This window comes from Arthrobacter sp. 131MFCol6.1 (assembly GCF_000374925.1).
GTDB lineage: Bacteria > Actinomycetota > Actinomycetes > Actinomycetales > Micrococcaceae > Arthrobacter.
Window position 1 is genome coordinate 1,070,431 of sequence record NZ_KB895541.1, and the last position, 22,920, is coordinate 1,093,350.

Here is a 22,920-nt window from a genome sequence, read left to right on the forward strand (position 1 = left end):
TACGCCGCAGCCGTCGCCCGCTTCCAGACCACTCAGGTCGGACGGTACAGATCCGGACCGACCGGCGTTCGGACCGATAAGGTCCAGACGCCAATCGGTCCGGGAGGATCTGACGTGACGTGCCCCCGCTATCCGGTGACCTTCTTCAGTGTTGCGTTCCATGTCAGCCGCCCATATTGGAAATCCGTCGCCCGACCGACGGATACCGTGTATGAGTCGCTCGTGGGATATCCCAGCCGGCTCGTCTCCCAGCCCAGTGACGCCCACTTAGACCGGATCGCACCGGTCACCGGGTGCGCCAGGGTCCTCGGCGTCCAGTAGATCGACGCCGAACCGGAGAAGTGGTTGTAGCGCCCCACTTTATCGGGGGTGCCCTTCTCGTCCGTGATCGGGTAGCGCAGCGGGCCGGTCTCCCAGCCAAGTGCCGCCCATTTGGACCGGATGGCACCTAAGACAAAGTGCGCCCCCGTCGTCGGCGACCAGAAGATCGAGTTTCCACTTCCACCTGAGAAGTGGTTGTACCGTCCCACCCCGTCCGCCGACGCCGTAGTGTCGGACGTCGGATAGCCAAGTCCGGTCTCCCAGCCCAGCGACGCCCACTTGGCGCGGACGGCCCCTGTCACCGAATGGGCCTTGGTTGTCGGTGTCCAGTAGATCGACGCCCCACCCGCACCGGAGAAATCGTTGTACCGTCCCACCCCGTCCGGGGCCCGTTTCTCGTCGGTGATTGGATAGCCGAGCGGTCCTGTCTCCGCGCCGAGTGCCCTCCATTTGGACCGGATCGCACCGGTGACCGAGTGCGCTCCAGTGGCCAGTGAATAGTAGATCGAGGTCCCGCCCGCACCAGAGAAGTCGCTGTACCGCCCCACCGTGTCTGGCGACACCTGCTCGTCCGAGGTCGGGAAGCCGAAGCGGCCTCCGGCGCCGCCTTCGGCCTTGTAGCGCTTGTAGATTTCATTGAGGACTGCATGGGCCCCGGTCTTCGGTGACCAGCAGATCACCCCTCTGGTGTAGTCCTGGCATTTGCCCACGCCCACGGCGTACTCCGCGGTCAGTGACCGGCCGAGGCTCGACCCGGGGCGGCCGGCATTAATCTTCCATGCGTAGGCAGCGATGGGGTCATCGGTACCGTTCCCGGTGAGCATGACCTTCTGGGCAGCTTGGCCGTCGTTCGCCGTGATCAGGTAGTAAGTTTCGGAAGTTCCGGCCTGCCCGACGGCCGTGGGTGCGAAGGTTACGGTCTGGTACGCGGTTTCACCGGCGGGAATTTTCAAGCCCTCGGAGATGGGATTCGTAGTGGAGAAGACGCCCTGCGGCGCTTTCGCCTTCGTGATGGTCATTGGAATGTTGCCGGTGTTCTTGATCTCGAAAGCCCGCGTAACCGACGTCCCGGCGGGGACGTCACCGAAGTCCAAAGAGCGCGGCAACTCCAGGTGCGCTGCGCCCGAGACTGCGGTCGCGGCCACCTTGACGGTCACCTTCCCTCGGTTACTGGCGACTACGAGCGTATCGGTCACCGGACTCGCCGAGGTGGGACTGAACGTCATGGACACCGCCACCGACGCGAGGGGCTGGATGCTCTGCCCGACGCCCGGCACCGTGGCGGCGTCAACGCGGAGCTGTGCGTTGGCCGGCAGAGTGACGCCGGTGATCTTGGCGACGGTGGTGCCCGTGTTGACGATGTTGACGGTCTGCCGGCTGACAGTGTTTGTCGGGACGTCGGTGAACTGGACCGTGGCCGGAGTCGCGCCCAGGCCCTCCTTCGTGCCGACGCCGTGGACGCCGAGGAGGACGGTCTCGCCGTCGGCTGTCTTGACCCTCAGGGTGCCATCCGCCTGACCCGGAACGGCCGGCGAGAAGGCCACAGGTACCGTCATGCTTCCGCCCTTGGCCAAGGTCCGGGGCAGGGTGAGCGTGGTTCCGATCCTGAACGGGGTGCTTGTTGTGATGGAGCTCACCGTTACCGCCCGCGACGCGGTGATCGTCACGTTGCCGGTCACGGTCTTCCCCACCGCGACGGTGCCGAGGTCGGTGTTCTTCGCCCCTACCGCTGATGTTGTCGGGGCGCCGAAACCCAGGACGTGCCCGTCCCGGGTGCCCACGTAGACGCGGCCTTTGTCCGTGGCCACCGAGGAGAACTTGGCCCCTATACCCAGTGGTGCGCTAAACACTTCCTTGAGGTTCCCGGTACTGTCCGGAATTGCACGGTAGGCGCGCAGTTCGGCCCCGGCCCCGGTGCCTCCGCTGACATAGACCACCCAGACCAGGGCGGAGGACCCGTCCGTGCCGGAGGACGTCACCACCGGCGAACCGGAGCTGAACCCGAACGTGCCCGCAGAGGTCCCGACGGCGGCGAGGCTGACCCCGCCATTGGCGCCAGGCACGAGCTTGAAGGCGCGAAGGTACCCGTTGCTTTCGACGACGTAAAGGTAGCCACCGTTGCTGGTCCCGAGAAACGCGGGCTTTCCCCACACTCCGCTGTACGGACCGGCCTTGTCCAGGACGGCGTCGGTGCCGCCGGCCCCCTGCGCCATGCCCCCCAGGTTGTCCCGGTCCAGGAGATACATGGTGCCGTCTTTACCGATTTGGGCCAACAGGTGGGGGTGTGCAGCAGTGCCATAGCCATCCGGGATCGCGACGGGAGCGCCGGAGCCCAGATCGGCGTCGTTCCGGTTAAGTTTTGCGTTGTCGGCCGGGCTGAAGAAGTCGGTGGCTTTCAGATTGCCGTCACTGCCGACCCGGAGCCGGACCACCGCCTCCGCCAGTGTGGTTGGGGGATTCGATCCCGGGCCGGGCTTCGGGGAAATGCCGTTCCCTGTGGTGAGCAGGATGTTGGCGGGACCGTCGGACACCAGTCCTCCGCCGGATTGCCAGATTCCGCCCTCCGCGTTGGCGTTGCCTGATTCGGTGGCCCACATCGTCGTCTGCCGGCCGGCGGTCGATACGCCGACGACGTAGCCGACGAAGGGGGTGTAGTCGCAGTGGCTGGCAAATCCTGCATATACGACCCCGTTCAAGAGCAGCAGCCCTGGGCGCTGCATCGCCGTCATCGGGTTGAACGGGCGGGCCGGGTCATTGGTCGGGGCGCCTTGGATCTTGACGGGGAAGCCGGGTTTCTCCGCGCCGGTCGCCACATCCAGGGCGTGCATGTACCAGTGCGGGAACAGCTTACTTGCCCCGTCATTCGTCTTGGCCAGCAGGTAGACGCTTTTCGTCGCCGGGTCGTAGACCGGAGTGGACGTGATTCCGATGTTGGGAGTGAGGTCACCGCAGCTCACCGTCGACGCCGGCCACGCCGGCCCGAGTTTGCGCGTCCACTTTGCCGCGCCCGTGGCGCTGTCCAGCCCGTAGACGGCATTGTTTTCCGTGGCGGCAATCACGGTGGTGCCGACTACGAGCGGCTGGGCGTAGACCTGCCCGTCCACGGTTGCGGAGAACAGTTTGCCGAAGTTTGATGATGCGACCGCCGACGGCGAGAGCCCGGGCTCGTCGCGGTCCCATCCGGTCCGCAGGGAATCGTGGGCGATGGTCCCCACGTCCGCGACGGCGGTCCCGCCGACCGACAGCCCGGCGAGGGCGAGCGTGGCCGACAGCAGCGACGCCCACGCGCCCCGGGACCACCCGCGGTGTCGGGGCGACGTTGCGTGGATTGCGGCCGCCCGGTGCTTCCGGGGATGCGGTGGCCCACCCGTCCGTTTACTGCGCAGACGGCCCTGAAAATGGCCGGACGACACTCGAGATTCTGTTTGATCATGCATGGCTGAGACCCGATCCTGACCATTACATTGACTTTATTAACCCAGTGCTTTGGAGCCTAGAAGCGGGGGTTGGTGAGCGCGCGAGTGGAGGGTACTCGACTTTTCGCGTGCGATTCCCGTATTCTTCCGGCTGCTACTGGCCTTGTACTTGGGCGGACACGATTGCCTACTTGCCGGGCGTGCGGAAACGCCTCAGCGCTCCGCGCCCGCCCGGGCCGCTGACTGCCCCGGCGTCGCGTTAGGCTCCTCTCATGTCGCCCGATCGATTCCTGGCCGAGCTGGCCAGCTCCCTGGACCACCTCGGCACGCTCGCCCGGCAGCCGCGGGACACGCTTGCCCGCAACGTTCCCGCGTGCCCCGGCTGGTCGCTCGAGCAACTCTTCGGGCATCTCGGCTCAATCGAGCAGTGGGCAGCAGCTGTGGTTCGGACAGGCACCTTTGCCCCGGAACCTGCACCGCTGGCTGAGGGCGCCACAGCCTGGTTCCTGGCGGGCACCGCCCCCTTCCTCGAGACGATGACGGGCCTGGATCCCGAGAAAGAATGCTGGAACTTTGGCCCGCGGCCCCGCACCGCCCGGTTCTGGCTTCGGCGACAGGCCCACGAACACGCCATCCACCTCGTCGACGCCTGCCAGGCACTTGGCCTGGAGATCCCCGCGCTGGCGGATGACTTCATGCTCGACGGTGTCGACGAGGTGCTGGCAATGTTCGCGCCGCGGCAGCTGCGCCTGGACCGGATGCCGCACCCGGACAAAGCCGTGACCTTCCAGGTGCCGGGGGCCACCAGCTGGACGCTGGGCCCTGGTCCCGCCGTGGCATCGATTTCCGCCCCGTTGCCGATGATGTATCTGGGTCTTTGGGGTCGATCCAACCTGGCAGACAGCGCCCTCATTGAAGGTGACGCCGCCGCGGCCCTGCGCGTGCTTCGGGGTCCGCTCACACCGTGAGTCCCGGTTTTCGGGCTTAGGATACGAACACGTCCCGGGAAGCCGTGGACACTCCACGAGCCGCCCGATGCTTTCGTGACCGCATGTTCGAAGGGAACCCAAACGCATGTCAGAGCACGCCACAACCGGCACCGCAGATCTCTCCACGCCCGTGGCCAGATGGGGAATTCTTGGCACCGGGTTCATCGCCGGGCTCCAGACGCCGGACCTGATCGACAACGGCTCAGTGGTCCAGGCCGTGGGCTCCCGGACCCTGGCATCCGCGACCGAGTTCGCCGCCCGGTTTCAGATCCCCACGTCCCATGGAAGCTACGAGGACCTCGTGGCCGACCCGGACGTCAATGTTGTCTACATTTCGACGCCGCACCCGTTCCACCACGAGAATGCGCTGTTGGCCCTGGACGCCGGTAAACACGTGCTGATTGAAAAACCCTTCGCCATGAATGCCTGGCAGGCCCGGGAGATTGTGGAGCTCGCCGAGGCGAAGGGACTGATCGCCCTTGAGGCCATGTGGACCCGCTACCTTCCGCACATGGTCCGTATCCGTGAGCTGATTCGGTCCGGTGCCCTGGGCGAGGTCCGGACAGTGATCGCGGACCACAACCAGAATCTGCCCAGAGACCCGGCGCACCGCCTCAACGACCCGGCGCTGGGCGGCGGAGCGCTCCTGGACCTGGGCATCTACCCCGTGTCCTTCGCCTTCGACGTCTTCGGGGCGCCGACCGGCATCCGCGCTACGGCCAGCATGACTGAAACCGGTGTGGACCGGCAGACCGCGATGATCTTCGAATACGGTGACGGGCAGCAGGCCGTGCTGCAATGCGCGCTGGACACGGCAGGACCAAACCAGGCCGCGATCATCGGAACCGGAGGCCGGATCGAGATCCCGTCAGTCTGGTACACGCCGTCGGCCTTCACCAGGTACGACGCCGACGGAAACGTCATCGAGCGCTTCGATGAACCAGTCGCCGGCCGCGGCATGCAATACCAGGCGCGGGAAATGGAGCGGCTCATTGCGGCCCCCGCCATTGCCAACGACATCCTGCCGCCCCGGCAGAGCGTTCAGGTCATGGAGGCCATGGATGAAGTCAGGCGCCAGATCGGCCTCGCCTACGCCAGCGACGCCAAGGACCACGGGCGCGCCTAGTTCCGGTGCTCCGGCAGCCCCGGTGTCCAGGGGAGGCACGGCCCGCCGCCGCTCAGCCGCGCCCGATCAGCCCGGCCACGCGATCGAGTTCTTCTTCCAGATTGTAGAAATGTACCGCCAGCCGGATCCTGCCCTCGCGGACGGATGCCACGACGTTGGCCTGGCGGAACCGCGCCAGGACCGCCTCGGCGTCTGTCACGGGCACGGAGAAGATCGTGGAACGGTGCTGCTCGGCGAACGGCCGGAACGCGGAGCCCTGCGCCACCAGGGCCTCCTCCAGGCGAAGGGCGAGCCGGGCGTTGCGATCGAGCAGGGCCGTGATGCCGAACCGGGTGAAGATGCCAAGCGCCGCCTGCTCGGCCAGGGCGGGAAACCACGCCAAGGAGGCATCGAGCTTCGAAGCCGTGGGTGAGAGGTCCATAGCCGGTCCGTAGAAGCTCTCGGCCGGGTTGCGAGCGGCCTTCCAGCCGGGACCGACGGGCTGGATCCGGTCAAGCAACCCGCTGCGGACATAGAGGTAGCCCATGCCCCTGGAGCCGAGCAGGAACTTGTGGCTCGCGGCGGCCAGGAAATCCACGCCGTCGCGCACCACATCCAGCGGCACCGCGCCCGCGGCCTGGCAGGCGTCGACGAAGAACCAAGCGCCGGAGCGGGCCGCGACCCGGCTGAGCGCGGCCAGGTCGGCCCGGTAGCCGTTGGCCGAATGAACGGCGCTCACGGCGATCAGGCGGGTGCCGCCGTCGGCCGCCTGGCCAAAGGCCTCGGCCGTCACGCCGTCGCCGCCCGGTGCCACGGCCCGGACCTCGTAACCGCGGTTCCGGAGCAGGAGCCAGGGGTAATAGTTCGAGGCGAATTCGTTCCCGGCGACCACGACGTTCTCCCCGCGCTTCGCAGGCGGCAGGTTGGCGGCCACTATTCCGGCGGCGGAGCTCACGGCCGGGACGATCGCGATCTCCCCCGCCGTCGCCCCGACGACCTCCGCGAACATGCTGCGGGCCTCCTCCCCTGCCCGCTCGGCATCCATCCAGTCGAACGTGCCGGCGGACCAGCGCTCGACGGCCAGCTCGTAGGCCTCGCGGGCGGGGGCGCAGCCGACGTTCATGGAGGCGGTGTTGAGATAGATGGTGTCCTGTAGCCCCGGGAAGAGCCCGCGAATATCGGCCGCCTGCATGGCCGGGACCGCCCTAGCCGTGCCCATGCACGGAGTTCAGGCCCTTGGCGTAGGCCGCCTGCCCCACATGCTGGAGGCAATCGGCAATCGTGCTCACCAGCCGCACCCCGAGGGTGACGGGCGGGTCCCAGCGGGTATCGACGATGCGGTCGAAGTCGTCGTCGCCGAGGTTCGCCAGGAAATTCGAGGTCTGCCGGTGGACGGCGTCGTAGTATTCGAGCAACAGTTCCGGCGGTGCCTGCACCGCGTCCACCTGGGCGCTCGTATGGCCGTAGCCGGTGTCCCGCTTGGAGAGCGGCAGGCCGAAGCGGGCGGCAAACCCCTCCGAGGTCCAGACCTGGTCCAGGCCCGCGGCGGAGGCGACTTGGGCGTCCTCGACCCTGCTGAGGTGCCAGATGAGCCAGGCCATTGAATTCCCGTTGCCTCCGGGCCGTCGGAGCAGGGCGGCCTCATCGACCCCGGCCAGGGCCGCGGCCACCGTCTCACGGATCCGGCCGAAGGCATCCAGCAGCAGTTCATTGGATTTCATCGAGTCCCCTCGCTGTGCGTGATCGAAGTGCTGTGCATGATCGGTGATCCCCATGCTTGCATGGAGGCCGCACCGGCGGATAGGGCCGCGCGTCAGGCGCAAGCGGACACCCTCGCGGCGTCAACACTGTCGCGCGCAGTTCCGCAGCCCGCGAGGTCTTGGCAGCGGCGACCCCCCGCGCCTACCCTTACGGATTATGAGCAACTTGTTGCCTGTAGCGCAGCCGGTGCGGGCGACGTCCAGTCGCTGGGAACGCCGGGACAAGTTCCATCTCGCCGGCATCACCGGCTTCGTCCTCCTGCTCAACGTCGTCGGCTGGAGTGTGTTGACCCTGGCCGTGGCTCCACAGAACTTCACGCTGGGCCGCTCCGGTGTGTACGGGGTAGGGCTGGGCGTCACCGCCTTTCTGCTGGGAGTGCGGCACGCGTTCGACGCCGACCACATCGCCGTCATCGACAACACCACCCGCAAGCTGGTCGGCGAGGGAAAGGCCGCGCTGGGGGTGGGCTTCTGGTTCTCGCTGGGCCACTCGACCGTGGTGTTCGGCGCGGCGCTGCTCCTGGCCCTCGGCGCGAGGGCCATGGCCGGCACCGTGCAGGACGGGGACTCGGCCCTGATGCAGACGCTGGGACTGGTGGGAAGCGTCGTGGCTGGAACGTTCCTGATCCTGATAGGTCTGATGAACCTCGCCTCGGTGATCGGCATCGCCCGGGTGTTCCGCGGGATGCGGACCGGGGAACTGGACGAGGCCGAGCTTGAGCACCAGCTCAACAACCGGGGCTTCCTGGCGCGGCTCCTCGGCGGAACCATCCGGCGGATCACCAAGCCATGGCACATCTATCCCGTCGGCCTGCTGATGGGCCTGGGATTCGACACCGCGTCCCAGGTGGCCCTGCTCGTGCTCGCGGCCGGTTCCGCGGCCTTCTCCCTGCCTTGGTACGCCATCCTGGTCCTGCCGGTGCTGTTCGCCGCCGGAATGAGCATTTTCGACACCGCCGACGGCGTGTTCATGTCCCGGGCTTACGGGTGGGCGTTCCTGAAGCCGGTCCGCAAGGTCTTTTACAACCTCACAGTCACGGTGCTCTCGGTGATTGTGGCCCTGGTGGTCGGGGTTACCGTGCTGCTCGGGGTCGTGGCGGACAAGCTGGGACTCGAATCCGGTCCGGCTTCCGCCATTGGTTCGCTGGACCTCGGAAACGTCGGGTACATCATTGTCGGACTGTTTGTCATCATCTGGCTGATCGCGCTCGCCGTCTGGAAATTTGGCCGGATCGAGCAACGCTGGAGCCAAGCCGGCACCAGCTGAGCCGCTTCCGGCGCAAGATGGGTCAGCAGTTGGGCGAGTCGAACTCGTAGGCCCCCGAATCGGCAGCGGCCGTTCCGTTGCAGTCCCCGTCCTGGGGCACCGCACTTCCGGCAAGGTCGACGGCGGACAGGCTCGTTCCAGCGCGGTCGATGGCCGGGCTGGTGCCGGTCAGGTGGAGATCGGCCGGTGCGTTCACGAAGCGGGCCGACGCGGTGGTGGACGTGCTGTTCGGGACAAAGTTGACCGGGCCGTTGAGGACGTTCTGCTTCTCGGTCCAGCCCGAGCCGTTGATCCACAAGGAGTTCTTGACGCCCGTCAGGATGTTGCCACGGATCACGGTCGATGCCGGGCAGCCCGCATGGCAGACGACGGCCTGGGATTGCGGCCCGTTCAGATACACGGTGTTGAACTCGAACACGGTGCCGTTCGTCGGCCCGAAGGACGTCCCTGCACCGCGGGCGATCAAGCCCTTGGCCTGGGCACAGTTGGCACCACAGGTCGACCGGACCAGGTTGTAACGGTAGGTGTTGCCGTCCGCAGTTCCGGAGGACCGGCCGATCTCCGAGAAGTTGTTGTTGTCCAGGGACACATTGTGATGGATGTAGTTCCGGCTGCCGTTGTAGATTTCGAAAGAACCGCCGTCGCGAGTGTAATCGTAGGAAAACGCGGTGGAGCCGCTGACCGTGTTGCTGGAGAGTTCGTTGTCATTGCCGTTGATCAGCACACCGGAAGCGCCAGAATCGTCACTGCAGTTCACCGCCTGGGGTGTCCCGCAATTCGTGCCCTGTGTCAGGACGTTCATGATGTTGTTGTTGGTCAGCACATTGCCGGTGTATTTCCCGAAGTCAGACCCGGTCCCTGCTTTGATGCCGACGGCATTGTTGGAGGCGCTGGAATTGCGGACCGTATTGCGGTCGCCGGTGACGCTGATGCCCGCGTAGCCGCAGGAGACGCCCCGAAGCCCGTCAACGGTGGTGAAGTTGCCGTTGATCCTGATGCAGTTTCCTGACTTTCCGCCGGTAATGATCGGAGCGTTGCCGGGCCCGTAGCCGATCAAGGTGATGGGCGCTGCCTCGGTCCCGCTCTGGGTGGTCACGACACCTCCGGTCCAGGTGTCGCCCCTGCGGAAACTGACGGTGTCGCCGGGCTTGAGGACGATCGAGTTGACCTTCGACAATGACTTCCAAGGCGCAGCGCTTGACGTTCCCGAATTCGTATCGCTCCCGGCCGCACTGACGAAGTACGTGGTGCCCGCGGCCTGGGCCGGCGCCGGGAGGCCCACCGCCAACCAGCCGGCCGTCAGGAGCAGGGTGGTCAAGGCTGTGAAGGCGGAATTGATTCTCATGGCCATCCTCGCGGGTTTGTGGGTGAACGGAGGAGAGCTCCGCGACCTTGAGTGTGTCCGCTCCGGCGCTTCGACCATAAGTCGAGACAGGTCATCCGCCGAACCTAGTGGGCCGGGGTTGTAAAAAGCTGGGGACGGGTCCGGGCATAGCCTCATTCCAGGCCGTTCTTCAGAGTGGCCCGCGGACCATCCGGTTCGGGTGAGGCGGCGGCCGGAGGAGCGGTCCTATGGTCAGGGAATGGGACTACTGCGGCACCGGCCTGACGAACCCGTGGGCGAGCGGTTTCAGATGCGCGAGAAGCTGCTGTCGATCGGGGATGACTTCTGGATCGAAGACAGCCAGGGCAGACGCGCCTACAAGGTCAATGGCAAGGCGTTGCGGATGCGGGACACTTTGGTTCTGGAGGACGACTCCGGCAACGAGGTGGCGCGCATCCAGGAGCGCAAGCTCTCGATCCGGGACAAGGTCGCCGTCGAGCGCGGCGAAGACACCGCCGCAACGGTCCACAAGGCGTTGATAGGGCTCCGTGACCGCTTCTCGATCGACGTAAAAGGCGGCCCCGATATGATGGCGCACGGCAACATCGTCGACCACGAGTACGAGATCGAACGCGACGGCCATACGGTCGCCACGATCTCCAAGAAATGGTTCCGTGTGCGCGAGTCCTACGGCGTCGAAATCGCGGCGGGCGAGGACGTTCCGCTCCTCCTGGCGATCACCGTCGCCATCGACTCGTTGACCTAGCCTGGCCAGGCACCATGGCGCCCAGGAAACGCACCCGATCCCGGCTAGCCGTGACCCTGTGGGGGCTTTTCGGCTTCTTCACAGCGAGCGCGGTCTGCGGCGTCCTGGCCGCCAGCCTCCTGGTCCCGACCGTGGCCGCCGCCGGCGTCGCCGTCAAGGAATCGATCGTCCTGTTCAACAGCCTTCCCTCGGAACTGACCGTTGATCCGCCGTCGGAGTCGACCAGGGTGCTCAGCGCCGACGGGAAACCGATCGCCACCTTCTACGCGGAAAACCGCGTGAAGGTCCGCCTCGACCAGATGTCCCGGTACATCAAGGACGCGATCGTCGCGATCGAGGACCGCCGCTTTTACGAACATGCCGGCATCGACCCCCAGGGGATTCTCCGGGCCCTGGTGTCCAACCTGACCAGCGGCGGCAGGCAGGGCGCCTCCACCCTGACCCAGCAGTACGTCACCAACGTGCTCAACGACTCCCTCGTGTCGGCGGATCGGGGCGATCAAATTGTCCTCAACGGGCAAAAGAGCATGGCCGACAAGATTCGCGAGATGAGGCTCGCCGTCGAACTGGAGAAGAAGTACACCAAGGACCAAATCCTCGAGGGGTACCTGAACATCGTGTTCTTCGCCCGGGACGCCTACGGCATCGAAGCCGCGTCCCGCTATTTCTTCAACACCACGGCCAAGGACCTCACCCTGCCGCAAGCTGCCCTGCTGGCCGGCCTCGTGAACAGCCCCAGTTTCTACAATCCTGACGTCCATCCGGAGAACGCCGTCCAGCGCCGCAACCAGGTTCTCGCCAGGATGCTCAGCTACGGCGCCATCACGCAAGTGCAACACGATGCGGCCGTCGCCGCCCCGGTGGATCTCAAGATCACCCCCGGCAGGCAGGGGTGCGCGGGCGCGGAAATGGCACCGTACTTCTGCGACTACGTGTCCCACCTCATCCTCAACAATCCGGCCTACGGCGCGGACATGGCCGAGCGGGAACGGAAGCTGTTCCGCGGCGGCCTGACTATCACCACCACCCTGGACAGCCGGCTCCAACTGGCCGCCCAGGCGCAGGTCGATGCCACGGCCGGGGCCAACCCGGACAAATGGGGCGCGGCGATGGTCTCCATCGCACCCGGTACCGGCAAGATCCTGGCGATGGCGCAAAACACCGTCTTCCTCCCGGCGCCCGGGAAATTCGATACGCAACTGAACTTCAACGTCGATTCCAAGGATGCCAACGGCAACGACCTCAACGGCGCCGGCGGGTTCCAGCCCGGCTCCACCATGAAGCCGTTCACGTTCGCGGAATGGCTCAACGAGGGCAAGTCCCTGGCCGCTATAGTCGACGCGTCCCGGCGCTCCTATCCGCTCGGGTTCCGCTGGAGATCAAGCTGCGGCAGGGTGCTCGGGGCCTACAGCACCAGCCAGAAGAGCCTCGGCGCGGCGGACGACCTCCAGAACAACGACGCCGGGTACTACCGCCGCATGCGCGTGGACTACGGGCTGTATAACTCCATCAACACCGCCACCTTCGCCGAGGCCGCGCAACTCGATTTCTGCGGCATCCAGAAGATGGTCGATGCCGCCGGGCTCCACAGCGGCGTGGACAACGCCCAAATCAACATGCACCAGCTGGGCAATCTGCTGGGCGCCATCGGGGTGGCGCCGCTCCATCTGGCCAACGCGTTTGCCACGTTCGCCAACGACGGCAAGTACTGCGCACCGATCGCCATAATGTCCGTCACTGATGCGGGGCGACGTAAGCTTCCGGCCGAGACCAGCGCCTGCCGTGATGCGTTCAAGCCCGAGGTCGCCCGGGGCGTGAACGCCGTGCTGCAGGACGTGTTGAAACGCGGGTCCGGCGTTTACATCAAGCCCAAGGTCCAGGAGCGGTTCCCGGTTGCGGCCAAGACCGGCACGTCCAATACCAACGGCGCCACCTGGGTGGTGGGCTACACGAGCGGCCTCGCGACGGCTTCCTTCTTCGGCGACGCCCTGGAGGGCCAGAAGCGGCCAGGACAAAACATCACCGTCAACGGCAAGTTCTATAAGGCCATTGACGGGTACATGCTCGCCGGCCCGCAGTGGGCGAACTACATGCTTCAGGTCGCCCGGTATTACCCCACCGCCCCCTTCCCGGCGCCGCCTGAGTCCATGACCCGGTCGCCCTTCGCGAGCCGGACTCCCCCTACGACCCGCACGCCGTGCTTCCCCGGTGTTAATGGTGCGTTGTTGTGTCGCTGACACTGGCCCGAAATGCTCTGGATCCAAAAGCGCACTCTATGCCTTCAGGCCTGGAGCCTCTATCCTCTTGCCATGGGAGACGGGGCCAAATTTCCGGCGAGGGGAACCGCGCCACCGCGCGCAGGTGGCTCATGAATCCCGATAACGCCCAGCCCCACGACAATTACGACGCGTTCCTGTCGAGGCTTGACGCCGCCACAACCAGCCTGAGCACCCGGGCCGCGTCGCTGGACAAAGCACTGGCAGCCGTTTCCCTCCTCTTGGGACCATCTGAGTCCGCCGTCCGGAAATGGGAACGACGGCGCCATTACGTCAGTGAGCAGCTCGCCGTGCACTCCGGGTCCCCGCAGTCCTACACCGCGCTGTGCGAGCTCCACGTCGTGGCAGGAAAAATGGAATCGATGCTCCGCGGCCGTGTCCAGCGTGTCACCGAGAAGCTGGCAGTCATGCAAGGGCGTCGAGAGGCCATCGACAAGTCACTGCTGGAGCTTGAGCTGAGCAGAATTAAGCTGACTTCGTCCCGGATGCTGTCACAAGACCGCGAAAAGTTGAGCAGCATCTTTTCCGAAATCGCCGGCTCCACCGTGGCCACAGGAGCCATTCCCGATATGGGGTTGCTGAGCGATCTCAAGGAAGCACGCCAGGCAATCATCCTGGCCGAAGCGCTCATGGAAGTGAAGGGGTACTAATCATGGATATTTCACGGCGCGATCAGCCCCGAAAGGACATCGTCGCCCTCGTTCGCTGGTCAAAGAAACCGGGCGAAAACCCCGTTTTCAAATTCATCATGTCGAGTATTTTGGGATTGATTCTCTGCCTGTTCCTGATGATCTTTCTGCCCTTCCTCAGAAGCTTCGGTGCCCTGGTGTTGTTCACCCTCTTCTTCGCCGCGCTTCTGACGGTGCGCACCGTCATGGCCCAGCAGCGCTTCATGCGGGGGCTGACCAAGAGGATCAATGACACCCTCGCCGAGGTCACGAACAGCCCGGGCGACCAACTGTCGGTCAGGCAATTCCGGCACATGACCAAGACCGGGGAGCAGCTTCCGCTCCTTGTCAGCGGCGTACCCGGGCTGAACCTGCATGTGGCCCGGGCGTCAACGCTGGAGAGACATGCCCCCGAGAAGTGGGTTGCGGTCTTCACGGTTGTGCCTCCGGAGAACGGGACCGCCAGCTTCGACCGCCTGGTGGCGGCGGCCATCAACGCCGGCCCCGGTACCACCAGCGCGAAGGCCTCCTAGCGGCGGGAGCTGGCCGCCGTCGTCACTCCACATTTTTCGGCGCCGCTGGCGGCTGGCTCCTCGGCTATGCAGAGCGGGCAAGTGGGACGTTCTGCCCTAGCGTCTAAGCCATATAGGCCCAACAGTGAGGACATGACGACCAAGTCGGGTCGCAGGCTGTCTCTGCTCAGCAACTTGTGGGTCGCTGTTTTCTTCCCTCCAAGGAGTACAGAGAATTCAAAGATCTGGTTCCGGGGACCGAAAATGACGCCAAGACAACATGTTGACCGGGTGAGTGCCGAGGACATGATGTCCCTGGACGCCGATATCGGCTCAGCACCAATGCAAGTCGGGGCCATCCTCATGCTCAGCGAGGAAGGCGGCGAAGGTCCGGCACCCCTCCTGGATGCACTGGCGCGTCGGCTCGGCGCTGTCCCCCGGCTGCGTCAACGGCTGGTCTCTGTCCCCTTCGGCTGCGGGCGGCCCATTTGGGCGGAAGATTCCGGCTTTGATCCGGCACAGCACGTGGGCGTGATCGCCTGTCCGGCCGGCGGCGAGGAAGCCGTGCTCAACATTGCAGCCGAAATGCTCGCCACGCCGCTGTCCCACGACCGTCCTCTCTGGTCAGCCAAGCTCATTACCGGCGTGAGCCAGGACCTGTCAGCGCTTGTTGTCGTTTTTCATCATGTCCTCACGGATGGAATTGGAGGTCTTGCCGTCCTGGAGGCCCTGGCCGCCGCGGAAGAGGGATGGCATGGCCGCCGGGAGCCAGAGATTCCATACTCGGCGCTGCAGCTGGCCATTGATGCTGCGAGAAGCCGATTCAACGCACTGGCCCGGCTGCCGGCCGCACTTCGGACCGCAGCCGCCGGAGCCTCCGAGTTGCGAGAGACGGGCAAACCCCGGGCTGCCCGCACCTCACTCAACCGCCCGACGGGTCCGCAACGGACGCTTGCTGTCCTCCGCTGCGACGTGGAGGCCGTCAGAACCGCCGCACACGTGCAGGGAGCGACGATCAACGATCTGATCCTCACCGCCGTCGCGACGGCCTTGCACCGCGTGCTGCTGGCGCGGGGCGAATATGTCGAAGAGTTCGTCATCTCCGTGCTGTTTTCGGCACGCCGCCACACAACAGTCACCTACTTGGGGAACCGGAGCGGCATCATCCCGGTGACCGTTCCCGCGGTCGGTCCGACCAACAGACGGCTGGCAAAAGTGGCCGCAACAATGATGAGTGTCAAGCAGCGGCCTCCCGGCGCCTCCACTGCAATCATCGGCCCCGTATCCCGGATCGCAGCGCACCTTGGCGCCTACCGCTTCGTCATAGACCACCAACACCTTGTCCATACATTCGTCACGAACCTGCGGGGGCCCGAACGTGCCCTGGAGATCGCGGGCAGGCCGGTAACCGGGATCATTCCGCTCGGAGCGATCAGCGGTAACGTAACGGTTGCATTTGCTGTCCTCTCCTATGCCGGCACGCTGACCATCACCACAATCGCCGATCCCGAGACATGCCCGGACCTGACACGACTTCGTGACGAACTTTCCAGCGCACTTGAGGCTCTGATGGAGACTGGGCCCGCATGAGCTTCGACCCGGGAATGTCCGGACATGGAGGGCATCCGGCCGGGCGCATTCTGCGCGGGTGGGAACCTAACTGACCTGGCGCTGGCTAACGCCGTTTATCCAAGCGTTCACGGACCTTTGTCCAGAAGCCCGGACCGGCGCCGTCGTGATTCATCCGCCCGGTCCAGTGGCTCTTCGGGGTGTCCCTCCGGTAGACATGACTGTGAACGGTTGGGTCCGTACTCAGCAGCCAGTCCACGACGCCCCAGAATTGGGCCAGCAAGTCCTGCTGGAGCGCTTCCTCGCGTGAGAGTTTGTGGCCCCAAAGGGGTGAGTCAGGATACGGCTGGGCTGCGTCCACCACAGTCGCCGCCGGTTCTGCGGCTCCCGCTATGGGACCGACTCTGCAGCCGAAGCTCACTCGCCCGCCGGTGGAGTCGTCCCCGAATGGGCCGAATATGACATCGATCCACGCCTCATGTTCGTCGCCATGGTGATGAAGTGCTGACTTCGCAATGGCATGGGTGCGGCCATCCATCAGGATGAAGTGATCCACAACGACAAAGGTCGCCCCGCAACAGGAGCATTCCTGCTCACGAATGTCCGGCGCGCCGTCCAAGCTCAAGGTCATGCCCCGACCCTAAGCGATGGACGGGGTATCCTGCCGGCAACCGGGGCAAACTTGGGCATTTGGACCGCGCCCTCGACCCCGACAGCTAGTGCTCTGACACCTTAGGTAGCCACCTCGCCGTCAGGCGGTGAAGATTTCCCTGGCGACCGTGATGGCGGACATCGCTTTGGGCCAGCCGGCGTAGAAGGCCAGGTGGATGATGGCCTCTTTGAGTTCGGTCTCGGTCAGGCCGTTGGCCTTTGCGCGTGCGAGGTGTCCGCGGAGCTGGTCGGTGCTGCCGCTGGTGACCAGGCTGGCGACCGTGATGAGGCTGCGGTCCCTTGGGGAGAGTTCGCTCCGCTCCCAGACGTCGCCGAAGAGCACGCTGTCGGTGAGGTCGACGAGCTTGGGGGCGAAGTCGCCGATGAGTTGCTGGGCCCGGGTCTGGTGTGAATTGCTCATGCTGGAGTCCTGTCGGGAAGTGTGTGCAGTGGATGGGGATTGGCTGCGGGCAGCTCACCCCGCGGGGCTTGAACGGTCCTGGAGCAGTCCGGTGCGGCGCAGCCAGGCCTCGGCAGCCGGCCCGGCGTCCCGGACGTCCTCGCCCCGCACCGCGAGCCCTTCGCCGATGGTCGCCCCCGGGCAGGAGCGGGCGTAGTCCCGTTCGGTGGTGCCGAGACCGCTCATGGCGTGGGTGGTGACGGCGTGGATGGTTTTGCCGGTGAAGTCGTAGCTTTCGGCGAATGTCGTCATGATCATCGGCGCCCGGACGTTCCAGATCCCGCTGGCCAGCAGTACGGTGTCGTACTCCTCGATCGAGGCAAGCGGGGAGGCCATGGCCGGGCGTGCGTTGCCGTCCTGCTCGCGGACGTTGCGCGCGACGGTCGCGTCGTAGCCGTCCGGGTAGGGGTCGGCGGCCTCGATGCGGTGTACGTCGCAGGCGATGAGATTGCCGATCGTGCTGGCCAGTACTTCGGTGTTGCCGACGTCGAGGTTGGTGCGCCCGCCGTAGTAGTAGTTTTCCCCGGCGCGGGAGAAGTAGGCGAGCAGGACCCGCCGGCGTTCCCGCGCTCCCGGGGTGATTTGTGCGGAGGGAGACGTGGCTGGCTCTTGTAGGGGCATGGGGGCGTCCTGTTCTCGCGGGCCGCAACCCGAGATTCCGGCCGTGATCATGGCGGCGCCCAGACCGCTGACGGCCGAACGCAGGACTGCGCGCCGGGCAAGGGGCTCCAGGCTGGTGTTCATCACGGGTCTCTCTGGTCGTGTTTGCCGCCCCGGGGCCGGCGGTGGCCCGGGGCAATGGGGTCCGTCCGGGTGCCGGGTCGGGTCACCCGGACGGAAGGCGGGGGTGGTTAGTCGATCCGGCGTCCGCCGAGCCAGCTGACCATGGCGGGGTCGCGGTGGTCGAAGAAGAGGCTCGCACCGGTGTCCAGGGTGGCGATCCGGCTCATCTGCTCGTCGGTGAGCTCGAAGTCGAAAACATCGAGGTTCTGGGCCATCCGCTCGGGCCGGACTGATTTGGGGATGACGACGACCTCGCGCTGGATGAGCCAGCGGAGGACGACCTGGGCCACGGACTTGCCGTGCGCCTCGGCGATGGCGCTGAGGAGCGGATCGGTGAACAGGTTGTTCTTTCCCTCGGCGAAGGGTCCCCAGGACTCGATCTGGACGCCGCGTTCGCGCATCAGTTCCTGGTCGGTGGCGCGCTGGTGGAAGGGGTGGGTCTCGATCTGGTTGACGGCCGGGACGATCTTGTTGTGGTCGATGAGGTCGACCAGGCGGTCGGGGTGGAAGTTGGACACGCCGATGGCGCGGGCCAGGCCTTCTTTGTTGATTTCCTGCATGGCCCGCCACTCGCTGTAGTAGTCCCCGAGCGGCTGGTGGATCAGGTACAGGTCGAGGTAGTCCAGTCCGAGCCGGTCCAGGGACTTTCCGAAGGCGCGCCTGGTGTCGTCCTGGACGTTGCCGGTGGGTGCGTGCTGGATCCAGAGCTTGGTGGTGATGAAGAGTTCGTCGCGGGCGATTCCGCTGGCCTTGATCGCGGCGCCGACGGCCTCTTCGTTGCCGTAGGAGGCGGCCGTGTCCAGGTGGCGGTAACCGGCCGCGAGGGCGGCTTCGACGGCGGCCTGGGTTTCGTCGTCGGGGATCTGGAAGACACCGAAGCCGAGGATCGGCATCTGGACGCCGTTGTTGAGGGTCACGTTATTCATGGGATTTCCTTTGTGCGGGGTATCGGTTGGTTGCGGACGGGGCCGTGGCGGGGCCCGTGGCTCTGTCACGTTTGGGGCCGGGGTGCTTCCGCATGCCGTAGTCGCAGCGACGCGGCGATGAGGACGACGAGGACGACGGCGGTGGTGCCGAGGCCCAGGCGGAGGCCGGCCATGAAGTCGTGCCCGGCGAGCAGGGCGCCATAGATGGCGACGCCGAGGGAGCCGCCGACCTGCCGGGCGGTGTTGATGACTCCGCTGGCGGTCCCTGCGTTCTGTGCCGGCACGTGGTCCATGACGAGGGCGATGATCGGGGGAACGGTGAAGGATCCGCCGACGCCGACGGGGACCATGACGAGCGCCACGAGCAGGGCCGGCGCGTCGGCGGGGAGCACCCACAGTCCGGCCAGGCCCAGCGCCATGAGCAGTTGGCCGGCGGCGATCATGGCCACGTTGCCGAACCGGGCCATCAGCCGGGCCGCGAGGGGGTTGAGGATGGCGACGAGGCCGGTCATGGGCAGGAACAGCAGGTTGACGAAGAAGATCAGCCGCCAGTCGATCTCGGTGAGCACGCCGCCGAGCACCGGACCTGCCGCCGCAGCGACGGAGCCTCCCAGACCCCAGTACACGATGGCCCGGCCGCGACTGGCTGCATCCTGGTAGGCCTCCCGGATGAGGGCCAGGGAGCTGGGGGTGATCATCGCCGCGCCGATGCCCTGCAGGATGCGGCCGGCAATGAGGACCGGCAGGCTCGGGCTGAACCCGCACGCCAGGGACGCAACGGTGAACAGGATCATGCCGAGGCCATAGGCGCGGCCTGCCCCCGCCCGGTCGGAGAAGGTCCCCGAGAAAAGCTGCAGGGCGGAAAACATCAGGGTATAGCCGGTGACGATCCACTGCAGTCCGGACAGGCCGCCTCCGAGGTCGTTGCGGATCTCTGGCAGGGCGACGTTGACGATCTGGGCATCCAGGGCAACGGCGAAGAACCCGAGCATGGCTACCGCCAGCGACGCGCGCGGCCGGGCCACCGTTCTCGAGGGGCTGAGCGTGGATAAAGACATGGTGTCCTTGCAGGATGGGGAGACTGGACTCATTCAAGAAAACCAGCCGTTTCCTGAGCGCGGGAGTACCTGCCGTGCGGTGTACTGCCAGTTCCTGTTAGGCCGGACCGGGAGGTCGTAGCGTAGGGGCCATGGAGAACAGCCAAGACGTCCGCGAGTTCCTCATGAGCCGGCGCTCGCGCATCACTCCCGCCCAGGCCGGGCTGCCCGCCTACGGCGGGACGAGGCGGGTGGCCGGCCTCAAACGCGAGGAAGTGGCCATGCTGACCGGCGTCAGCACCGAATACTATGCCCGGCTCGAGCGTGGAAACCTGCGGGGAGTATCCGAGAGCGTCCTCGAATCCCTCGCCGCGGCCCTCCAGCTCGACGAGGCCGAACGGGCCCACCTGCTCGATCTGGCCAGGGCCGCCGCCCCATCGCGGGAACCGGGGAAGCGACGGGTCCGGGCCGAAGTCCGGCCCAGCATAGAGCGGATATTGTCCGGAATGACCGGCACGCCCGCCTATGTCCGCACTACCCGCATGGACATCGTGGCTGCCAACAGCCTCTGCTTCGCCCTCTACGGCGGCATTCTCAGCCCCGAGACCCTGCCGCTGAACCTCGCACGGTTCATGTTCCTGGACCCGCGTTCCCGGGACTTCTTTCTCGAATGGAACACCGTGGCAGATGACCTCGCCGCCGCGCTCCGCACCGAAGCAGGCCGCAGCCCCCACGACAGAGCCTTGAACAACCTCATTGGTGACCTTGCCACCGGAAGCACGGAATTCTCGACACGCTGGGCACGGCACAACGTCCGCTTCCACCGCTCGGCCCGCAAGACACTGCACAACCCGCTCATCGGAGACATCGAACTCACCGGCGATTCACTCGAAATCCCCGGAGAGGGCCTGACCCTCATCGCCTACACCGCCGAACCTGGAAGCCATGCCGAGGAACAACTCGACTTCCTCACCAGCTGGAGTGCCGCCGGAAAACGTCCCGCCGAACCGGCTGCAGCCACCGCAGCGACCATGCCACCCGAAAGCGACTCGCAGGACCGACCCTGAGCATCAAATAGCGCCGCGAAAAGCAAACGGGCCGGACCCCGCCTAGGGGGTCCGGCCCGTCCGCCGTTTGGGAGCCGCGGGCGCTTTCTAGGAGAGGGCTCCGTCCGCCTTCACGGCAAGGACAGGCCGATCGGCCTGCATGAGGATGCGCTGGGCGTGGCTGCCCAGGATGAATTTTCCGACCTGTGAGCGGTGCCGCAGGCCAATGACGATGAGGGAGGCGTTGACCTCTCGGGCGACGTCAAGGAATTCATCGGCGAGGTCCTCACGGTACGGCGGTTGGATCACCGTGGCCCTGATGCCGGCCTCCGTGGCCCGGCGGCCGGCCTGCTCCAGGATGTCGGAGGCGGCAACCGACTTGTCCACCAGTGCGCCCTCGCGGGCGGAGTTGACGATGACCAGGTCTTCCTTCCGGAGCACGGCTTCGGCGATGCCGGCGGTCAGCGCGGCTTCCCCTGCCGGGGTGGGGACGAAACCGACGATGATGCTCATACCTTCTCCTTGATTTTCGTGGTGACGGGTTGTCCGACTGGCACTGTCTTGCGTTTGGCGAGCACGGTCCGGATGCCCGGGAGCACCGCCACCAGGACGAACACGAGGAGCAGCGTCGCGGAGATGGGACGGGTGAGGAAACCAGTGGGATCGCCGCCGAACACGAGAAGTGAACGGCGCAGCGAGCTCTCCAGCAGGGATCCGAGGACGAACGCCAGGACCAGCGGCCCGGGTTCAAAGCCGAACTTCTTCATCAGGTATCCGACGATCCCAAACACCACGACAAGCGTCACATCGAACATGCTGTTGTTGATGGTGTAAGCGCCGAGCAACGTGATGAGAGCGGTGACCGGGGCCAGGATCGCGGCCCGGACGCGGAGGATCTTTACGAAGATTCCCACGAGCGGCAGGCTCATGATCAGCAGGAGGATGTTCCCGATGTACATGGAGTTGACGACGCCCCAGAACAGCTCGGGGTCCTGCTCCACCAGTTGCGGCCCCGGTGTCACGCCCTGGATCAGCAGGGCACCGAACATCAGGGCCATGGTGGCGTTGGCCGGGATTCCAAGGGTCAGCAGCGGAATGAACGACGACGTTGCCGCCGCGTTGTTTGCCGTTTCCGGCCCAGCGACGCCTTCGGGCGCGCCCTTGCCGAATCGTTCCGGCTGCTTTGCGCGCTTCTTCTCCATCGCATAGGAGGCCATCGACGCGATCGTGGCGCCCCCGCCGGGCAGAATCCCGAGGAAGAACCCCAGGACCGAACCGCGGGCGATCGCGCCTGAGGCCTGCTTGAGATCCGTGCGTGAAGGCCAGACGTTCGTGACCTTGGACGGCGCCTTGGCCGCCCGGTGACGCTCCTCGAGGTTGTAGAGGATTTCGCCCAGGCCGAAGACGCCCATGGCGATCGGCACAAAATCGATTCCGTCGGCCAACTCCAGGTTGCCGAACGTGAAGCGGCTTTCGCCGGTGAAGATGTCCCGGCCGACCGTTGCCAGCAGCAGTCCGACGGCGGCGGCGATGAGTGCCTTGGTCTTGGCACCGTTGCTGATGGTGGCCACCAACAGGATCCCGAGCAGTGCGAGGGCGGAATATTCTGCCGGGCCGAAGTCGAGGGCAAAGCTCGCCACGATGGGGGCCAGGAAGGTCAGGCCGATGATCGCGGCGGTTCCGCCGATGAACGAACCGATGGACGCCAGGCCGAGTGCGGTGCCGGCCTTGCCCTGTTTGGCCATCTGGTAGCCGTCGAAGACCGTCACCACTGAGGATGCTTCGCCGGGAAGCCGGAGGAGCACGGAGGTGATGGTGCCGCCGTACTGTGCCCCGTAGAAGATTCCCGCGAGCATGATGATGGCGGTGACGGGTTCGACGTTGTAGGTCAGCGGCAGCAGGATGGCGATGGTTGCCGCCGGCCCCAGGCCGGGCAGGACACCGATCAACATGCCGATGACGACGCCGATCAGGCAGTACAGGAGGTTGCTCGGCTCCAGGACAACGGCGAATCCGTTGATCACGGGATTTAGAAAATCCACGG

Annotated in this window: 20 protein-coding genes; 9 read left to right on the forward strand and 11 right to left on the reverse strand. The window is 65.7% G+C overall.

Annotated features, from left to right (window positions below):
- Nucleotides 1-128: 128 nt before the first annotated feature.
- Nucleotides 129-3,536 carry a choice-of-anchor D domain-containing protein gene (locus C566_RS20835; protein WP_196802330.1) on the reverse strand — a complete coding sequence of 1,136 codons (3,408 nt, stop codon included), beginning with the start codon at nucleotides 3,534-3,536 and terminating at the stop codon, nucleotides 129-131.
- A gap of 473 nt (nucleotides 3,537-4,009) precedes the next feature.
- Between C566_RS20835 and C566_RS0105045 the strand changes: the two genes are divergently transcribed.
- A complete protein-coding gene (locus C566_RS0105045; protein ID WP_018773250.1) occupies nucleotides 4,010-4,705 on the forward strand; it encodes a maleylpyruvate isomerase family mycothiol-dependent enzyme in 696 nt (231 codons plus the stop codon).
- A gap of 106 nt (nucleotides 4,706-4,811) precedes the next feature.
- The gene (locus C566_RS0105050) at nucleotides 4,812-5,852 is read left to right on the forward strand and encodes a Gfo/Idh/MocA family protein (RefSeq protein ID WP_018773251.1); all 1,041 of its coding nucleotides are present in this window, start codon (nucleotides 4,812-4,814) and stop codon (nucleotides 5,850-5,852) included.
- Between the two features lie 52 nt (nucleotides 5,853-5,904).
- Here C566_RS0105050 and C566_RS0105055 read toward each other — a convergent pair whose 3' ends face one another.
- The gene (locus tag C566_RS0105055; protein WP_018773252.1) at nucleotides 5,905-7,050 is read right to left on the reverse strand and encodes an aminotransferase class V-fold PLP-dependent enzyme; all 1,146 of its coding nucleotides are present in this window, start codon (nucleotides 7,048-7,050) and stop codon (nucleotides 5,905-5,907) included.
- Nucleotides 7,037-7,552: a mycothiol transferase gene (locus C566_RS0105060; protein WP_018773253.1), complete on the reverse strand. Its 516-nt coding sequence runs from the start codon at nucleotides 7,550-7,552 to the stop codon at nucleotides 7,037-7,039. The genes C566_RS0105055 and C566_RS0105060 overlap by 14 nt, the downstream gene beginning before the upstream one ends.
- Before the next feature lie 196 nt (nucleotides 7,553-7,748).
- On the opposite strand from C566_RS0105060, the gene C566_RS0105065 reads away from it, so the two are divergent.
- Complete coding sequence (locus tag C566_RS0105065) at nucleotides 7,749-8,858, forward strand: HoxN/HupN/NixA family nickel/cobalt transporter (RefSeq protein WP_051082221.1); 1,110 nt, start codon at nucleotides 7,749-7,751, stop codon at nucleotides 8,856-8,858.
- A gap of 22 nt (nucleotides 8,859-8,880) precedes the next feature.
- On the opposite strand, the gene C566_RS0105070 is transcribed toward C566_RS0105065, so the two are convergent.
- Nucleotides 8,881-10,203: a hypothetical protein gene (locus C566_RS0105070; protein WP_043465735.1), complete on the reverse strand. Its 1,323-nt coding sequence runs from the start codon at nucleotides 10,201-10,203 to the stop codon at nucleotides 8,881-8,883.
- A gap of 238 nt (nucleotides 10,204-10,441) precedes the next feature.
- Here C566_RS0105070 and C566_RS0105075 point away from each other — a divergent pair, with 238 nt between their 5' ends.
- The 5 genes from C566_RS0105075 (at nucleotide 10,442) to C566_RS20845 (ending at nucleotide 15,994) form a co-directional block, all read left to right on the forward strand.
- Nucleotides 10,442-10,948, forward strand: a complete 507-nt coding sequence (locus C566_RS0105075) for an LURP-one-related/scramblase family protein (protein WP_018773257.1) — start codon at nucleotides 10,442-10,444, stop codon at nucleotides 10,946-10,948.
- Nucleotides 10,949-10,962: 14 nt separating this feature from the next.
- Nucleotides 10,963-13,185: a transglycosylase domain-containing protein gene (locus C566_RS20840; RefSeq protein ID WP_051082222.1), complete on the forward strand. Its 2,223-nt coding sequence runs from the start codon at nucleotides 10,963-10,965 to the stop codon at nucleotides 13,183-13,185.
- A gap of 131 nt (nucleotides 13,186-13,316) precedes the next feature.
- Nucleotides 13,317-13,874 (forward strand): hypothetical protein, encoded by a 558-nt coding sequence (locus C566_RS0105085; RefSeq protein ID WP_018773259.1) that lies wholly within the window; start codon nucleotides 13,317-13,319, stop codon nucleotides 13,872-13,874.
- Between the two features lie 98 nt (nucleotides 13,875-13,972).
- On the forward strand, nucleotides 13,973-14,425 hold the full coding sequence (locus tag C566_RS0105090) for a hypothetical protein (RefSeq protein WP_155846734.1): 453 nt from the start codon (nucleotides 13,973-13,975) through the stop codon (nucleotides 14,423-14,425).
- Nucleotides 14,426-14,710: 285 nt separating this feature from the next.
- Nucleotides 14,711-15,994 (forward strand): wax ester/triacylglycerol synthase domain-containing protein, encoded by a 1,284-nt coding sequence (locus C566_RS20845; RefSeq protein ID WP_269210535.1) that lies wholly within the window; start codon nucleotides 14,711-14,713, stop codon nucleotides 15,992-15,994.
- An 85-nt stretch (nucleotides 15,995-16,079) separates the two neighbouring features.
- Here C566_RS20845 and C566_RS22010 read toward each other — a convergent pair whose 3' ends face one another.
- From C566_RS22010 to C566_RS0105120, 5 genes are all read right to left on the reverse strand, one after another.
- Nucleotides 16,080-16,604 carry a hypothetical protein gene (locus C566_RS22010; RefSeq protein ID WP_018773262.1) on the reverse strand — a complete coding sequence of 175 codons (525 nt, stop codon included), beginning with the start codon at nucleotides 16,602-16,604 and terminating at the stop codon, nucleotides 16,080-16,082.
- A 120-nt stretch (nucleotides 16,605-16,724) separates the two neighbouring features.
- A complete protein-coding gene (locus C566_RS0105105) occupies nucleotides 16,725-17,045 on the reverse strand; it encodes a carboxymuconolactone decarboxylase family protein (protein ID WP_018773263.1) in 321 nt (106 codons plus the stop codon).
- A 54-nt stretch (nucleotides 17,046-17,099) separates the two neighbouring features.
- Nucleotides 17,100-17,828 (reverse strand): flavodoxin, encoded by a 729-nt coding sequence (locus tag C566_RS20855; RefSeq protein ID WP_018773264.1) that lies wholly within the window; start codon nucleotides 17,826-17,828, stop codon nucleotides 17,100-17,102.
- A gap of 107 nt (nucleotides 17,829-17,935) precedes the next feature.
- Nucleotides 17,936-18,793 (reverse strand): aldo/keto reductase, encoded by an 858-nt coding sequence (locus C566_RS0105115; protein WP_018773265.1) that lies wholly within the window; start codon nucleotides 18,791-18,793, stop codon nucleotides 17,936-17,938.
- Nucleotides 18,794-18,858: 65 nt separating this feature from the next.
- A complete protein-coding gene (locus C566_RS0105120) occupies nucleotides 18,859-19,851 on the reverse strand; it encodes an MFS transporter (protein ID WP_026266397.1) in 993 nt (330 codons plus the stop codon).
- Nucleotides 19,852-19,982: 131 nt separating this feature from the next.
- On the opposite strand from C566_RS0105120, the gene C566_RS0105125 reads away from it, so the two are divergent.
- A complete protein-coding gene (locus C566_RS0105125) occupies nucleotides 19,983-20,897 on the forward strand; it encodes a helix-turn-helix transcriptional regulator (RefSeq protein ID WP_018773268.1) in 915 nt (304 codons plus the stop codon).
- An 87-nt stretch (nucleotides 20,898-20,984) separates the two neighbouring features.
- On the opposite strand, the gene C566_RS0105130 is transcribed toward C566_RS0105125, so the two are convergent.
- Together C566_RS0105130 and C566_RS0105135 are read right to left on the reverse strand one after the other, a co-directional pair.
- Nucleotides 20,985-21,389 carry a universal stress protein gene (locus C566_RS0105130; protein ID WP_018773269.1) on the reverse strand — a complete coding sequence of 135 codons (405 nt, stop codon included), beginning with the start codon at nucleotides 21,387-21,389 and terminating at the stop codon, nucleotides 20,985-20,987.
- Entirely contained in the window at nucleotides 21,386-22,918 is a 1,533-nt protein-coding gene (locus tag C566_RS0105135; protein WP_026266398.1) for a tripartite tricarboxylate transporter permease, read from the reverse strand. Before C566_RS0105135 ends, C566_RS0105130 begins: the two co-directional genes overlap by 4 nt.
- Between the last annotated feature and the right edge of the window lie 2 nt (nucleotides 22,919-22,920).

Bases quoted from the DNA above. Each gene is read 5' to 3' on its own strand.
- C566_RS0105050 (WP_018773251.1), top strand. From the start codon at position 4,812: ATGTCAGAGCACGCCACAACCGGCACCGCAGATCTCTCCACGCCCGTG.
- C566_RS0105120 (WP_026266397.1), bottom strand. From the start codon at position 19,851: ATGTCTTTATCCACGCTCAGCCCCTCGAGAACGGTGGCCCGGCCGCGC.
- C566_RS0105090 (WP_155846734.1), top strand. From the start codon at position 13,973: ATGTCGAGTATTTTGGGATTGATTCTCTGCCTGTTCCTGATGATCTTT.
- C566_RS0105060 (WP_018773253.1), bottom strand. From the start codon at position 7,552: ATGAAATCCAATGAACTGCTGCTGGATGCCTTCGGCCGGATCCGTGAG.
- C566_RS0105055 (WP_018773252.1), bottom strand. From the start codon at position 7,050: ATGGGCACGGCTAGGGCGGTCCCGGCCATGCAGGCGGCCGATATTCGC.
- C566_RS0105075 (WP_018773257.1), top strand. From the start codon at position 10,442: ATGGGACTACTGCGGCACCGGCCTGACGAACCCGTGGGCGAGCGGTTT.
- C566_RS0105045 (WP_018773250.1), top strand. From the start codon at position 4,010: ATGTCGCCCGATCGATTCCTGGCCGAGCTGGCCAGCTCCCTGGACCAC.
- C566_RS0105070 (WP_043465735.1), bottom strand. From the start codon at position 10,203: ATGAGAATCAATTCCGCCTTCACAGCCTTGACCACCCTGCTCCTGACG.
- C566_RS0105085 (WP_018773259.1), top strand. From the start codon at position 13,317: ATGAATCCCGATAACGCCCAGCCCCACGACAATTACGACGCGTTCCTG.
- C566_RS20845 (WP_269210535.1), top strand. From the start codon at position 14,711: ATGATGTCCCTGGACGCCGATATCGGCTCAGCACCAATGCAAGTCGGG.
- C566_RS0105065 (WP_051082221.1), top strand. From the start codon at position 7,749: ATGAGCAACTTGTTGCCTGTAGCGCAGCCGGTGCGGGCGACGTCCAGT.
- C566_RS20840 (WP_051082222.1), top strand. From the start codon at position 10,963: ATGGCGCCCAGGAAACGCACCCGATCCCGGCTAGCCGTGACCCTGTGG.
- C566_RS0105105 (WP_018773263.1), bottom strand. From the start codon at position 17,045: ATGAGCAATTCACACCAGACCCGGGCCCAGCAACTCATCGGCGACTTC.
- C566_RS0105115 (WP_018773265.1), bottom strand. From the start codon at position 18,793: ATGAATAACGTGACCCTCAACAACGGCGTCCAGATGCCGATCCTCGGC.
- C566_RS0105125 (WP_018773268.1), top strand. From the start codon at position 19,983: ATGGAGAACAGCCAAGACGTCCGCGAGTTCCTCATGAGCCGGCGCTCG.
- C566_RS0105130 (WP_018773269.1), bottom strand. From the start codon at position 21,389: ATGAGCATCATCGTCGGTTTCGTCCCCACCCCGGCAGGGGAAGCCGCG.
- C566_RS22010 (WP_018773262.1), bottom strand. From the start codon at position 16,604: ATGACCTTGAGCTTGGACGGCGCGCCGGACATTCGTGAGCAGGAATGC.
- C566_RS20855 (WP_018773264.1), bottom strand. From the start codon at position 17,828: ATGAACACCAGCCTGGAGCCCCTTGCCCGGCGCGCAGTCCTGCGTTCG.